Here is a 12,965-nt window from a genome sequence, read left to right as displayed (position 1 = left end):
GGGGCCTTCACGCGCTTCAGGGGGTCGGCCAGAGCGGCCGGATCTCGATGGTCGCGAACTTCGCGACCGGATGCTTCGACACGATCTCGATCGCCTCGTCGAGATCGGCGCACTCGATCAGGTCGTAGCCGAGGATCTGTTCCTTCGTCTCCGCGAACGGCCCGTCCGAGACGAGCAGTTCGCCGTCGCGGTGCCGGACGGTGGTCGCGGTGGCCGCCGACCGGAGCCTGCTGCCGGACAGCCGGACCCCGCGAGCGGTCATCTCGTCGACCCACGCCTGCGTCTTTTCGTCCAGTGGTTCGTCGCTCTCGTCCGCGCCGGGGTACGGGCTTCCGCAGATCAGCAACATGTAGCGCATCGGTCCTCCTGTCTGAGCCTGTTCACCATCCCCGACGAACGGGCTCGTCCGATACCGACAAGGCCATGACCCGAACGTGTCGGACCAGCGCGTTCCCGCCGCGACCGGCACAATCGACGGAAAGGCGACGGCGAGGAGAAGACGGTGGGCATCGGAAAACCCGTGAAACAGGTCTTGATCCTGATCGCGGGCGGCGTTCTCCTGCTGGTCGGCATCGCGCTCCTCGTGCTGCCCGGGCCGGGCCTGCTGCTCGTGCTCGCGGGTCTGCTCGTGCTGGCCTCGGAGTTCCCCGTCGTGGAGAAGTACGTCGATCCGATTCGCGACAGGGCGATGAAGGCGGCCGAGGACAGCGTTTCGTCGCCGCTGCGCATCGCGGGTTCGGTGCTGGCGGGGCTGGGTCTGCTGGCCGCGGGGGTCGTGTGGGGACTCGTGCCGGGGCTGCCGCTCGGGGGCTGGAGCACCGGATCGAGCCTGATCCTGTCCGGGCTCATCCTGTTCGCGTTGCTGATCTGGAGCTACAAGCGGGTGCAGGCCAGGAGGGCCGCGAAGACCGAATAACAGCCGGGTGGTCTGGTACCGTGCGGCGCGTGGCCCCCGACTTCCAGCGCGCGCGGCGGCCGGAACAGGTCGAGGCCCGGCGCGCGGCGATCCTCGGTGCGGCGCGCGAACTCCTGTCCGAACGGCCCGTCTCCCGGATCAGCCTGCGAGAACTGAGCGATCGGGTGGGCTTGGCGAAGTCGAACGTGCTGCGGTACTTCGACAGCCGCGAGGCGGTCTTCCTGGAGGTCCTCGACTCGGTCTGGGTCGCGTGGCTCGACGAACTCGAAGCCGAACTAAGCGTTCCTGACGGCGCGAAGCCGGCGTACGAGCGTGTCGCGGCCGTCATCGCGACGTCGATCTCGCGGCAGCGCCTGCTGTGCGAGCTGATCAGCACGATGGCCGCCGTGCTCGAACGCAACATCTCCGTGGAGACCGCGCGGACGTTCAAGACCCGGGCGGGTGAGCGGACCGAACGGCTCGCCGGTCTCGTCCGCGCCCATGCCCCGCTCGACGCCGAAGCGGCCGGGCACTTCGCGAAGAGCGTCTTCATCCTCGTCGCGGGGCTGTGGCCCTACGCGAACCCAGGGGAGGCCGTGGCGACGGTCATGGCCGAACGCGGAGCGCCCGCCGGCCCCGCGATGTTCGTCGACGGGCTGACCGAAGGACTGGCGAACCAGCTGGTGGGTCTGGTCGTTCGCGCAGGTCAGAGCCCCGAGTGGTAGCAAAGGTCCCTTGCTCCCTTCCCGCACGCGCCAGGACGGGCGAGCCTGCATAAGGTGAGCCGAACCCACTTGCACAAGGAGCGATCATGAGCCCAGGCGGCACCCTCACTCTCGGCGATCTCACCGTGAGCCGGATGGGCTACGGCGCCATGCGGCTGTCCGGCCCCGGCATCTGGGGGCCGCCGAGCGACCGCGACGCCGCGATCGCCGTCCTCCGTGAGGCGGTCGAGCTGGGCATCACCCACATCGACACCAGCGACTTCTACGGTCCGCACACGACTAACGAGCTGATCCGCGAGGCGCTGCACCCGTACCCGGACGATCTGCACATCGTCACGAAGGTCGGCGCGAAGCGGACTCCGGACAAGGGCTGGCCCTCGGCGCTCTCACGCGAGGAGCTGACCTCCGCGGTCCACGACAACCTGCGCAACCTCGGCGTCGACGTGCTCGACGTCGTCAACCTGCGGCTCGCGGGGGAGCACGGCGTCTTCCCGATCCCGGTCTCGATCACGGAGCCGTTCGAGGTGCTCGCCGAACTTCAGCAGCAGGGTCTCATCCGGCACCTCGGCCTGAGCCACGTCTCGGCGGAACAGGTCAAGGAAGCCCGCGCGATCGCGCCGGTCGTCTGCGTGCAGAACGAGTACAACGTCGCGAATCGCGCCAACGACGGCCTTCTCGACGCCCTCGCGGCCATCAACATCCCGTTCGTGCCGTACTTCCCGCTCGGCGGGTTCACCCCGCTCCAGTCCGGTGTCCTCGACGACTGCGCCCGCCGGGTCGACGCGACGCCGATGCAGGTCGCGCTCGCGTGGCTGCTCCAGCGGTCGCCGAACATCCTGCTGATCCCGGGTACGTCGTCGTTGCTCCACCTGCACGAGAACGTCGCCGCCGCGAAACTCGAGCTGCCCGCGGACGTCGTCGCGGATCTCGACGCGCTCGCCTGATCCCGCGTGAAGGCCCCCTTCCCTTCGCTGAGCCGAGGGAAGGGGGCCTTCACGCGCGGTTCAGAGGACATCCCGGCGCCGCAGCAGCCAGCCGCCCAGGCCGGCGAAGACCACGAGATAGCCGGCCACGACCAGGGTCGCCTGGGAGACACCGACGAGTTCCCCGATCCCCGGTGTCGCGCCCGAAGCGCCCAGCGACGCGGCCAGCGAACCGGCGTTGGCTCCCGGCAGCGCCAGCTGGAGCGTGCCGACCCACTCCACCAACGGGGCCGCGACCCCGAACAGCAGGTTCTGGACCACCAGCAGCCACACCAGGCCGAGCCCGATCGGCAGCGCCACCCCGCGCATCGCGATCGCGAGAGCCGCGCCGAGTGCCGCCCAGGTCATCGCGATCAGCCAGCCCGCACCGATCCCCGTCAGCAACGAGCCGGACGACGGCCAGTTCATCGGTTCGCCTTCCGACGAGGCGATGAGCGCGCTCGTGACCGCGCCCGTCGCGAAGCTCGTCAGCACGACGGTCAGGGACGCGACCGCCAGCGCGAACAACTTTCCACTGTAGACGGTCAGCCGTGAAGGCCCTTGTGTCAGCACGGTCTTCCAGGTGCCCCAGCCGTATTCGGTGCCCACGGCCAGCACCCCGAGCACGAGCAGGATCGCCCCGAGGAACACCGGCAGCCCGCCGATCGAGTTGCCGACCAGATTCGCCGGAAGGGTCGCGGCCAGCCCGCGGTCGGTACCGGGCGCTCCGCTCGACGAACCCGCCGCGCCCGCGAGCGGCAGCAGATAGGTGAAGGTCAGGCCGAGCACGACCGCGATCCCCAGCATGAACCAGTTCGCCGGACGCCGGACGAGTTTCGCCAGCTCGGCGGTGCAGCTACCCCACATGACCTGCCACCTCTCCGGTGAGCTCGAAGAACACCTGTTCCAGATCCCGTTCGCGGACGTGCAGTTCTTGCACCGGGATCCCCGCCGTGACGAGTTCGCGGTTCAGCCACGAAGCGCGTTCCGGGGCGACGGTCAGGTCGAGACCGGTCCCGCTCGCGCGCACGTTTTCCGCGCCGATCCAGTGCCGCACCAGGTCCGCGGCGCGCATGATCTCCTCGGTCTCGATGTGCAGCACCGTGCCGCCGCGCAGCTCGGCCACCGTGTTCTCCGCGACCATCCGCCCGCGCGAGACGACGCCGACGCGGTCACAGATCTGCTGGACCTCGCCCAGCAGGTGGCTCGACAGCAGCACGGTGCACCCCTCCGCGCCGAGCCTGCGGATCAGCACCCGCATGTCGGCCATCCCGGCCGGGTCGAGCCCGTTGGTCGGCTCGTCGAGGATCAGCAGCCGCGGATCCTTCAGCAACGCCGCCGCCACACCGAGCCGCTGTTTCATGCCGAGCGAGTAGGTCGAGTACCGGTCCTTGCCTCGATCGGCGAGGTCGACCATCGCGAGCACCTCGCCGACGCGGAGCGGATCCGTTCCGCTGTACCGGGCCAGCACCTTGAGATTGTCCGAACCGGACAGATACGGGTAGAAGCCCGGCGATTCGATCAGCGCGCCGACGCCGTCCAGATCGCCGGGCGGCCTGCCGAACAGCCGGACGCTGCCGGAGGTCGGCCGCACCAGCCCCAGCAACATCCGCAACGTGGTCGTCTTGCCCGCGCCGTTCGGGCCGAGGAAGCCGTAGATCTCGCCGGGCAGCACGGTCAGCTTCATCCGGTCGACGGCGAGTTGCCCGCCGTACCGTTTCGTGAGTTCGTCTGTGTCCACGGGAAGGTTCATGGTGCCGAATGGTGTCCCGGGAGAGGCCGTAGCCACATCCGTTCACGGGCGGCACTCCGCGTACGTCGGCGGACGTAGCCGCATGGCCGGAATCCTGCGACATCTGTCGAAAACACCGGTACCGGAGGCCGGGGCGACGATCATAGGGTCGGTGGCGTGTCGAAAGTCCTCTTGATTCTTCATGTGCTCGCCGCTGTCATCGCGGTCGGACCGGTCACCGTCGCGGCGAGCATGTTCCCCGCCGCCGCGCGCAAAGCGTTCGCCGAACCGGGTTCTGGACTGTCCGTGCTTCGCGCGCTCAACCGGATCTGCCGGGTCTACGCGATCCTCGGAATCGCGGTGCCGTTCTTCGGCCTGGCGACGGCGGGCAGCATGCGGGTCTTCGGCGATTTGTGGGTGATCGTGTCGATCGTGCTCACCGCGGCCGCCGCCGGTGTGCTGGCGTTGCTGGTCCTGCCGGGGCAGAACGCGATCCTCGCCGCACTGGGCGCGGAGCCGCCGTCGGAACCGCTCACGGCCGGGCGGGTGGCGATGTACACGGGGATGTTCAATCTGCTCTGGGTCGTGGTGACGGTGCTGATGATCGTGCGGCCCGGATCGACCACCGGCGCCTGAAAACCTCGTGAGTGGTAAGGACGGTTAGAACCGTCCTTACCACTCACGAGGTTTCGCCCTAAGCGCTCAGCAACTGGTTGAAGAACGACCGGTAGCGGCGCAGCGCGATCCGGAGGTCTTCGGTCGCCGGTTCGCCCTGGCTCCACGCGGATTCCAGTTCCTTCTTGTGATCCGCGAACGTCGTGGCCAGGTTCTGGATCACGACCGCGACGAGTTCGTCGGCCTCCTTGACCGCCCGCTGCGGATCGTCCACGAAGGCCGTCTGGATGCCTTGCCAGCTTTCGCGGAACCGGTCGACGTCGGTGTCGGCGAACAACGTCTGAGCTTCGTCTTCGTCGGTACGCTCGGGCTCCGTGGCCACGAGATCTTCGGTGCTCAAAGCCTGCCCGGTTTCCCCGTCAGCGGTCCGTTCCTCGCCGAGCCGATCCGTCGTCCCCGCGACGCGTTCCGTTCCCTCGGTTTCCAGGGGCCTGCTTTCCATGGCTTTCCGCTCCTTCGCCGGCGTCGGTCAACAGATCTTCGAACACTTCGCGGTAGTGCTTCATCGCTTCGCGCATGTCCTCTGTGGACATTTCGGATTCCTTGTGGCGCACCAGTGTGTCGTGTCCGGCGCGGTAGTGCCGCAACGCGTTCGCGTGCCGGACGGACAGATCCGCGAGTTGCTGGTCGTACCCCTCGGTCGGGTAGCCGCGCTCAGCCATCAAGGAGACCAGCACCCGGTCCGCTTCGACGACGGCGCCGGACGGGCGGTCGACGAACTGTTCCTGGATCAGCGCCCATTCCTGGGCGTACCGGTCCTTCGTGGTCTCCGGCAGCGGCCGGATGTCGAGATCCGAATGTCGTTTCACCCGCGACGAAAGCTCACGTTCGGCTTCCCTGGGATTTTCGTGCTCCTCGACCGCACGGTCGTATTCTGGCCCGAACGTCTCTCGCAATCGCCGCTTGCGCTGTTCCGCGACGACGAACCAAGCGGCCGCGCCCACCACAAGGATCGCGGCGATGACGATGATGATGACCAACCACGTGGGCATCGTTATCTCCTCCGGATGTTTCGCCGGTCAACCCCCGACAGGCCGTGGGTTCCCCCGGTTTTTCAGCCGGAAACCCTTGTGTCGCAAGAAGTTTTGGATCTTAGGCCGGATGGCGCAGTGGAATGATCTCGATTCGCCGTATTCGCGAGGAGTGGCGCGGCCATTCGGCGGAGATCGTGAGGCTCGCTAACCAGGCATCCCCCTTTTGGGTGCCGACGATGACTCAGTGTAGGTAATCGCTCCCGATCACTGCTCCGTTGTGGCACTATTGCCCCGTTCGCAGGAAGAGGGCCTGTGAACGGAGGGGGCCGTCGTAACGAGGCTGCCTGGTACGACAAAGAAAGATCATCAGGGGAGGAGATCGTCAAATGTCGACGCCTACGGACGTCAAGGACCCCATCGGCGAGGAGGAGCCGGTCGACCCGGCTCAGCCCAAGCCTGACCTGCCGCACCACGAGCACAGCCCGGACTGTGAGCACTACCGGGACAAGCTGCTGGAATGCTCGGGTGGCTGTGTGCAGACCCCGCCGCCCACGCCCTGATCCGGCATCGAAACCGGCCCGGTCGCGGAGCCACTCAGCGGCCGGGCTTCTTTCGACTACTAAGTGTGTTGTCATAGTTCGGTGCCCGTGATTGAGCTGAAGCAACCTGACGTCATCCGCGAAGCTCGTGAATTGCATCGAGCCGGCGTCGATGCGGCGTGCTCGGCCCGTCAGCGCGAAGGTGTCCGGCTGCTCCGACGAGGCCTGGCACTGCTCGATTCGATTCGGCCGGTCGCCCCCGAACACCACGATGACTGGCTGGCGACCAGGATCCGCCTAACCTGCACCATCGTGGCGCTTTCGTCCGAAACCGCAGGCGAGGTCAAGGCGGGCATCGCCGGCCTCGACGAGGTTCGGCTCTTGCTCGAATCCGTGTCCGATCCGCTTCTGCGTGCCGAACTCGGAGGACAGCTGGACCATAATTACGCTCTTCTGCTCATGGCCGCGGGCCGGAACGAAGAGAGCCTGGCCTATTTCGACTCGTCCATCGGGCAGAAGAACGTGGCTTTGGCATCTGCCGAGGACCCGGCTCCGTTGCTGGGGCCATATCTGGGCACTTTGGCGACACGCGGCCTGGCCAATACCCGTTTGGGCGACGTTCGCAAGGCGCGTGACGACCTGACGCGGTCCATCGAGCTCGCGGAGCGGCATGATCTCAAGGCGCAGGCTGCCGACGTGATGAGGCCGCTCGGCTCGCTGGAGCTCAGGGTGGGGAACGTGCCCGCGGCACTGCGCGTCTTGACCAAGGGCGAACACATCTATCGCACGCTCGACATGAAGGTGCCTCCGCTCCTGCGGCTCGCACAAGCCCAGGCACTGCTGACGGCGGGGCTCGCCGAAGAAGCCGGAGGACACCTCGACGAGGTGCTGCCGACGATGCGCACGCAACGGAGCATCAGCCGTGATCTCGCCGATGTGGAGCTGTATCGGGCTTCCGCCGCGCTGATGAGCGACGATCTCGAACTCGCCCGCTCGTATGCCGCGTCCGCGCGCCGCAGGATGCTTCGGTGGGGCTGCCAGACCTGCGTCGCCAACGCGACCATCGTCGGTCTCCGCGCCGACGTACAGGAAGCCTTGCGCACCAACGTGATCCCGCCGAGCTTGACGTCACGCGCGCTGCGCGCGGCGAACGGGATGCCGATGCCGCGCCTCGCCGACCAGGCGGCGCTGGCGCGGATGCTGGCTGTCCGGGTCGAGCTGCGCAAAGGAAAACACCAGCGCGCCGCCGAGTTGCTCGAACGGATTCCGCGGCCGGGGCGGCTGACCTCCGTCGATCATCGGATGTTGCGGAGGCTTTGCCGCGCGGAACTCGCGGTGGCCGAGGGTGACAAGACCAGGGCGCTGACCGAGATCCGGGCCGGGCTGACCGAACTCGACCGTGTGCGCGATCGGATGGGCGGCATCGAGCTGGTGTCCGGGACGGCGTTGCACGGCAGGGAGCTGGCGGATCTGGCCGTCAAGATCGTGCTGGAGCGCGCCGACGCGGCCCGGTTGTTCGGCTGGACGGAGCGGACCCGCGCCCAAAGTTACCGGTACGAACCTGTTGTGGCGGCCGATCCGGAACTCGCCGAGCGGGTCGGTGAGGTCCGGGGGCTCGATCAGGCGATCCACCAGGCGCAGCACGACGGGCATCCGACGGCGGCGTTGCGGTCCAAGCACGCCGAGCGGTTGCGCGAGGCGCATCGGCTCGGGTGGCATACGGGCCGCTGGGGCAGGCCGCGGCCGGTCGCACGGCTCGCCGAGGTGGCCGAGGAGCTGGGCGAACGCGCGCTGGTGAGTTTCGCGTCGTCGGGGGACGACCTGGTGGCGGTGGTCGTCGTCGGCGGACGGTGCGAACTGGTGCGGCTCGGTTCGGCGGAGCGGGCGGCGGAGGCCGCGCGGATGCTGAACGTCGATCTCGACGCCCTCGCTCCGGATCGGTTGCCGGCGCCGCTGGTGCAGGCGGTGCTCGGTTCGGCGCGCAAACAGGCGGAACGGCTGGACGGCCAGCTGGTCCGGCCGCTCGAAGCACTGCTCGGGGACCGCGGTCTGGTCGTCGTGCCGACCGGCCCGTTGTTCGCCGTTCCTTGGGGAGTACTGCCCGCGCTGCGGGCACGGCCGATCGTCGTGGCTCCGTCGGCGACGGCGTGGCTGGGGGCTGAGCGTGCGGCGATGCCCCGGGCGCGGAAGGTCGTCCTCGTCCGCGGGCCCGGTCTCGTCGGGACCAGAGGGGAGCTGGACAAACTCGCCACGCATTACCTGGCCGCGCACACGCTGGCCGGGGCCGACGCGACCGTGTCCGCCGTCTTGCGCGCGCTGGACGGCGCGAAACTCGCGCACATCGCCGCGCACGGCGCGCACGAACCCGAGAACGCCTTGTTCTCCCGGCTGGAGCTCGCCGACGGCGCGCTCTTCGCGCACGAGATGGCCGGGCTCGCGCAGCCTCCGGCGCAAGTCGTCTTCGCGGCCTGTGAACTGGCACTGAACCGGATCCGGCCCGGCGACGAGGTCCTCGGTTTCGCCAGCGCGTTGCTCGCGAGCGGTTCGCGGACGGTGATCGCGCCGTTGAGCCGAGTCGGTGACGAGGCCGCGGCGGCCGCGATGGACGATTACCACCGCGGACTCGCCGAAGGGGCCGGACCGGCGACGGCCTTGGCGGACACCATCGCCGTTGATCCGTTCCGGCGACCGTTCGTCTGTTTGGGTGCGGGCTGAACGTCCGGCTTGACAACCTCTGTTCGATCTTCACGACTCCAAGTGCCCGGTTGGTTACTCTTGACCGAGTCGTCTGAACCAATTATGGTCTAGACCACATTCGCTCGCTCGGCGTTTCGGCGGATGTGTCCCGACCTTCATTGGTATTTCGCTCGCTGTGACCCAGGAATCTCGAGTCCGCGGTGGGTGTAGAGATGGGAAAGGGGTAGGCATGAGCTTCAAACGACGGCTTTTGACCCTGGCGGCCGGTGCGGCGATGGTGCCGGCGGCCCTGGTCGCGATCCCGGCAGGCACCGCCAACGCGCACGGTTACGTTTCCTCGCCTGCGAGCAGGCAGGCGCAGTGCGCGCAGAACACCGTTTCCTGTGGCTCGATCAAATGGGAGCCGCAAAGCGTCGAGGGCCCCAAGGGGCTCATGAGCTGTAACGGCGGCGTCGGCCGTTTCGCCGACCTCAACGACGACAGCAAGGGCTGGAAGGTGCATTCCCTCGGCCGTACCACCACGTTCCGGTGGACGCTGACGGCTCGCCACCGCACGAGCACTTGGGAGTACTTCGTCGACGGCGCCAAGGTCGCCAGCTTCAACGACGGCGGCGCGCAGCCGGGTGCCACGGTCACCCACAGCGTGAACCTGCAGCAGAGCGGGCGCCACAAGATCCTCGCCCGCTGGAACGTCTACGACACGGCGAACGCGTTCTACGCCTGCATCGACGCCAACATCAGCTAGGTACCGACTCTCGTGAGTGGTAGTGAGGCCGTCACTACCACTCACGAGATTTTTTGTGCCACGCTCACCTCATGAGCGATGAGGAGCGCGACGGCGTCAAGCTGACCAACCTCGACCGGCCGTTGTTCGAGGGTGCGACCAAACGCGACCTGGTGGACTATCTGGACGCCGTCGCGGGCCGTATTCTCCCGGTTCTGGAGAACAGGCCGCTTTCGGTCATCCGCATCCTTCGTGGCCAAGACCCGTTCATGCAGAAGAACCTGCCCAAATACACGCCCGACTGGGTGAAGCGGTACGGGATGTGGGCGGAGACGTCGAAACGGCAGGTGTCGTACGCGCTCTGCGACGACCGCCGGACGCTGCTGTGGTTCGCGAACCAGCGCGCCGTCGAATACCACCCGACCTTGATGACCGTGGACGCCGACGCGGGTCCGACCCATCTGGTGCTGGACCTCGACCCGCCCGCCGGGGACGATTTCGCCCACGTCGTGAAGGCCGCGATGCTGGTGCGGCAGGCCCTCGCCGACTCCGGGCTCGCCGGAGCGGTGAAGACCAGCGGTTCCAAGGGGGTGCACATCTTCGTCCCGCTGACGCCGGGACACGGCTCCGAAGACGTCGCGGCCGCGACCCGCGCCCTCGCCGCCCGCGCGGAACAGGTCGACCCGGCGGTCGCGACGACCGCGTACATCGTGGAAGACCGAGAGGGGAAGGTCTTCCTCGATTCGACCCGGGCGGGCGGGAACACGGTCGCGGCGGCGTACAGCCCCCGCTTGCGGCCGGGGCTGACGGTGTCGTTCCCGGTGGCCTGGGGGGAACTCGAAAACGTCGTCCCCGCCGATTTCACCGTTCAAACGGCGCCGGGGCTCCTGGGGGACAAGGATCCGTGGGCCGAGTCGATGCCGGAACCACAGACCCTGCCCGCCGATCTCGTCGAGCAGGGGCACACGATCCCGATCGCCCGCGTCGTGGCGATGCACGAGGGGAAACGCAGGGCGAGGGCGCGCGCTCAGAAGGACTGAACGCCCACGACGCCACGGCGTTTTGTGTACCTTGGACCGCACTGGGCGGGCGAAGGTACTGGGGGCTTTCGTGGGAAAGATCGATGCCGACGTACTGATCGTGGGGGCCGGTCCGGCTGGGCTCGTGCTGGGAAATCTGGTACGGGCCGCCGGAATCGACTGCATGATCCTGGAGCGCCGAAGCCGTGAGCATGTCGAAAACCGCGCCAGAGCGGGATTTCTCGCCGCGAACAGTGTCCGTGTGCTCAGCGAGAACGGGCTCGACGCGGGGCTGCTCGAGAAAGGCCTGAGGCACGACACCTGTGCTTTTCGCAATGATCAGGCCGAATTCGAGCTCAAGTACGGCGAACTCGGAAACGGTGAGGTGCACACCGTTTATCCGCAGCAGTTCCTGGTCGCCGACCTGATCGCGGAATTCCTCGCCCGTGGCGGGGAGATCAGGTTCGGGGCCGAGGTGACCTCGGTGTCGGGGATGGACGCGACGGTCATCGCCGACGATCTTCTCTTGCGTGCCAAGTACATCGCCGGTTGCGACGGCAGACGCGGGATCTCGCTGAGATCCGTGCCCGCCCGGGTGTTCCGGCGGGACCACGACATCTCGTGGCTCGCGATCCTCGCCGAGGCGCCGCCGAGTATGTCCGCGATCGGTTACGCGATCCACGAACGCGGATTCGCCGGGCATATGGCCAGGACGCCGACGGTGACGCGCTATTACCTCGAAGTGCCGCGGGGAGAGGATCCGGAGAACTGGGGAGACGACCGGATCTGGGACGAACTGCACCTGCGGATGCGGGCCGACCGCTACGGCGAGCTCAAACGCGGCGCCATCGTCGAGCGCCGGATCGTGGACATGGCCTCGCGGGTGATGGACACGATCCAGCGGGGGAACCTGTTCCTCGCGGGGGACGCGGCGAGCCTGATCAGCCCCGCAGCGGCGAAGGGCGCGAATCTCGCCTTGATGGAGGCCGAGATCCTCGCGCACGCGTTGATCGAAGCCCACACCGAGAGCGACACCACGGCACTCGACCGCTACTCCGCCGAATGCCTGCCGCGGATCTGGCGCGCGCAGGAATTCTCCCTCTGGATGATCAATCTGCTGCACGGCCCCGCCGGATACGACGACGAGGCCGTCTTCCAGCGGGCCCTGCGGGACGCGCGGCTGGAGAGCCTGCGGACTTCCCGCGCGCATCAAGACTTCTTCGCCGAGAACTACGTGGGTATCTGAACCGATCGCTCGTCGTATCCGTATTCCGGTGAAGAGGGAAAGGACGAACGACGATGCCGGTACGCCTCCGTTGGACGCCGCTGAATCCGCACCCGAACCGTCCCGTGCCCGCCGACGAACCCGAGCCGGAACCGCTAGCCGGCGCGGACGGCGGGTGTTGCGGGCCGCTCGACGCGAAGGAGCCGGACGTCGCCTGAGTGGCCTCTTCCCGGCTCCTCCTCGGAGACGAATCGCAGCGCCCCGGTGACCTCGCGGGTCACCATCCGCGCGCTGTACCAGCCTGCCGGCACCCAGCCGTCGCGCAGGGCACCGCGCACCTTCTCGGCCCTCTTGACGTGGCGGGCGAACGAGTGCCGCCGGATGACGCGCCCGCGCGCGACTTGGCCCGCGCGGGCGTCCTCCGGGGTGACGTCGAGCCACAGCAGCCGGACCGGGCGACGGCTCACCCGGCCGAGCAGGGCCAGCAGCCCGCGGGTCGTCGCCCGGGTCGAGGGCTCGTGCACGATGACCGGACCGCCGTCGGCCAGGGCCAACCGGACGACCCGCGCGCGATGCCACAGGTGGACCACCGGCCGGTAGAACCGGTACGGCAGCGCGGACGGCAGCCGTTCGCGCAGCCGTCCGCGGACCTGATCGGAGTCGAGCACCGGGAGGGCGCCGGTCGCCGCCCGGGACAGCAGGGTGGTCTTGCCGGCCCCGGGGATCCCCGCGACCACCAGCAGGTCGCGGCGGCCGAGGCGGAATGCGATGCGATCGGTCATAAGGCGTCAACGACCC

General features: G+C 68.1%; 15 protein-coding genes. 9 read left to right on the top strand and 6 right to left on the bottom strand.

Annotation, left to right across the window (positions count from 1 at the left end):
* Window positions 1-16 precede the first annotated feature (16 nt).
* Window positions 17-358 (bottom strand): YciI family protein, encoded by a 342-nt coding sequence (locus BLW75_RS17390; RefSeq protein WP_034317708.1) that lies wholly within the window; start codon window positions 356-358, stop codon window positions 17-19.
* Between the two features lie 144 nt (window positions 359-502).
* Between BLW75_RS17390 and BLW75_RS17385 the strand changes: the two genes are divergently transcribed.
* The 3 genes from BLW75_RS17385 (at window position 503) to BLW75_RS17375 (ending at window position 2,564) form a co-directional block, all read left to right on the top strand.
* Entirely contained in the window at window positions 503-916 is a 414-nt protein-coding gene (locus tag BLW75_RS17385; protein ID WP_034317710.1) for a PGPGW domain-containing protein, read from the top strand.
* A 20-nt stretch (window positions 917-936) separates the two neighbouring features.
* Complete coding sequence (locus BLW75_RS17380; protein ID WP_091597783.1) at window positions 937-1,620, top strand: TetR/AcrR family transcriptional regulator; 684 nt, start codon at window positions 937-939, stop codon at window positions 1,618-1,620.
* Between the two features lie 86 nt (window positions 1,621-1,706).
* Complete coding sequence (locus tag BLW75_RS17375) at window positions 1,707-2,564, top strand: oxidoreductase (RefSeq protein ID WP_034317715.1); 858 nt, start codon at window positions 1,707-1,709, stop codon at window positions 2,562-2,564.
* A 60-nt stretch (window positions 2,565-2,624) separates the two neighbouring features.
* Here the strand turns inward: BLW75_RS17375 and BLW75_RS17370 are convergent, their stop codons facing one another.
* The gene (locus BLW75_RS17370) at window positions 2,625-3,449 is read right to left on the bottom strand and encodes an ABC transporter permease (RefSeq protein WP_034317717.1); all 825 of its coding nucleotides are present in this window, start codon (window positions 3,447-3,449) and stop codon (window positions 2,625-2,627) included.
* Window positions 3,439-4,335, bottom strand: coding sequence for an ABC transporter ATP-binding protein (locus BLW75_RS17365; RefSeq protein WP_034317720.1), 897 nt, complete (start codon window positions 4,333-4,335; stop codon window positions 3,439-3,441). Before BLW75_RS17365 ends, BLW75_RS17370 begins: the two co-directional genes overlap by 11 nt.
* Before the next feature lie 156 nt (window positions 4,336-4,491).
* Between BLW75_RS17365 and BLW75_RS17360 the strand changes: the two genes are divergently transcribed.
* Window positions 4,492-4,950: a membrane protein gene (locus BLW75_RS17360; RefSeq protein ID WP_034317723.1), complete on the top strand. Its 459-nt coding sequence runs from the start codon at window positions 4,492-4,494 to the stop codon at window positions 4,948-4,950.
* A gap of 58 nt (window positions 4,951-5,008) precedes the next feature.
* Here BLW75_RS17360 and BLW75_RS17355 read toward each other — a convergent pair whose 3' ends face one another.
* Together BLW75_RS17355 and BLW75_RS17350 are read right to left on the bottom strand one after the other, a co-directional pair.
* The gene (locus BLW75_RS17355; RefSeq protein WP_244175785.1) at window positions 5,009-5,311 is read right to left on the bottom strand and encodes a hypothetical protein; all 303 of its coding nucleotides are present in this window, start codon (window positions 5,309-5,311) and stop codon (window positions 5,009-5,011) included.
* Window positions 5,312-5,348: 37 nt separating this feature from the next.
* Window positions 5,349-5,981: a hypothetical protein gene (locus tag BLW75_RS17350; protein WP_034317729.1), complete on the bottom strand. Its 633-nt coding sequence runs from the start codon at window positions 5,979-5,981 to the stop codon at window positions 5,349-5,351.
* A gap of 368 nt (window positions 5,982-6,349) precedes the next feature.
* Here BLW75_RS17350 and BLW75_RS42845 point away from each other — a divergent pair, with 368 nt between their 5' ends.
* The 5 genes from BLW75_RS42845 to BLW75_RS17330 all read left to right on the top strand — a co-directional run bounded on the left by BLW75_RS42845 (window position 6,350) and on the right by BLW75_RS17330 (window position 12,188).
* Window positions 6,350-6,523 carry a hypothetical protein gene (locus BLW75_RS42845; protein WP_158005403.1) on the top strand — a complete coding sequence of 58 codons (174 nt, stop codon included), beginning with the start codon at window positions 6,350-6,352 and terminating at the stop codon, window positions 6,521-6,523.
* 87 nt (window positions 6,524-6,610) lie between these two features.
* A complete protein-coding gene (locus BLW75_RS17345; protein WP_395766753.1) occupies window positions 6,611-9,217 on the top strand; it encodes a CHAT domain-containing protein in 2,607 nt (868 codons plus the stop codon).
* 211 nt (window positions 9,218-9,428) lie between these two features.
* Window positions 9,429-9,944 carry a lytic polysaccharide monooxygenase auxiliary activity family 9 protein gene (locus BLW75_RS17340; protein WP_034317732.1) on the top strand — a complete coding sequence of 172 codons (516 nt, stop codon included), beginning with the start codon at window positions 9,429-9,431 and terminating at the stop codon, window positions 9,942-9,944.
* Between the two features lie 71 nt (window positions 9,945-10,015).
* Complete coding sequence (gene ligD / locus BLW75_RS17335; protein ID WP_034317735.1) at window positions 10,016-10,963, top strand: non-homologous end-joining DNA ligase; 948 nt, start codon at window positions 10,016-10,018, stop codon at window positions 10,961-10,963.
* 70 nt (window positions 10,964-11,033) lie between these two features.
* Window positions 11,034-12,188: a 4-hydroxybenzoate 3-monooxygenase gene (locus BLW75_RS17330; protein ID WP_034317738.1), complete on the top strand. Its 1,155-nt coding sequence runs from the start codon at window positions 11,034-11,036 to the stop codon at window positions 12,186-12,188.
* 134 nt (window positions 12,189-12,322) lie between these two features.
* On the opposite strand, the gene BLW75_RS17325 is transcribed toward BLW75_RS17330, so the two are convergent.
* Entirely contained in the window at window positions 12,323-12,949 is a 627-nt protein-coding gene (locus BLW75_RS17325) for an AAA family ATPase (RefSeq protein WP_034317741.1), read from the bottom strand.
* Window positions 12,950-12,965 lie beyond the last annotated feature (16 nt).

The organism is Amycolatopsis lurida (assembly GCF_900105055.1).
Taxonomy (GTDB): Bacteria; Actinomycetota; Actinomycetes; order Mycobacteriales; family Pseudonocardiaceae; genus Amycolatopsis; species Amycolatopsis lurida.
Note: the sequence above shows the minus strand (reverse complement) of the source record. Positions and strands in the feature narration are given on the sequence as shown.

Bases quoted from the DNA above. Each gene is read 5' to 3' on its own strand.
- BLW75_RS17365 (WP_034317720.1), bottom strand. From the start codon at position 4,335: ATGAACCTTCCCGTGGACACAGACGAACTCACGAAACGGTACGGCGGG.
- BLW75_RS17390 (WP_034317708.1), bottom strand. From the start codon at position 358: ATGCGCTACATGTTGCTGATCTGCGGAAGCCCGTACCCCGGCGCGGAC.
- BLW75_RS17325 (WP_034317741.1), bottom strand. From the start codon at position 12,949: ATGACCGATCGCATCGCATTCCGCCTCGGCCGCCGCGACCTGCTGGTG.
- BLW75_RS42845 (WP_158005403.1), top strand. From the start codon at position 6,350: ATGTCGACGCCTACGGACGTCAAGGACCCCATCGGCGAGGAGGAGCCG.
- BLW75_RS17375 (WP_034317715.1), top strand. From the start codon at position 1,707: ATGAGCCCAGGCGGCACCCTCACTCTCGGCGATCTCACCGTGAGCCGG.
- BLW75_RS17350 (WP_034317729.1), bottom strand. From the start codon at position 5,981: ATGCCCACGTGGTTGGTCATCATCATCGTCATCGCCGCGATCCTTGTG.
- BLW75_RS17370 (WP_034317717.1), bottom strand. From the start codon at position 3,449: ATGTGGGGTAGCTGCACCGCCGAGCTGGCGAAACTCGTCCGGCGTCCG.
- BLW75_RS17340 (WP_034317732.1), top strand. From the start codon at position 9,429: ATGAGCTTCAAACGACGGCTTTTGACCCTGGCGGCCGGTGCGGCGATG.
- ligD (WP_034317735.1), top strand. From the start codon at position 10,016: ATGAGCGATGAGGAGCGCGACGGCGTCAAGCTGACCAACCTCGACCGG.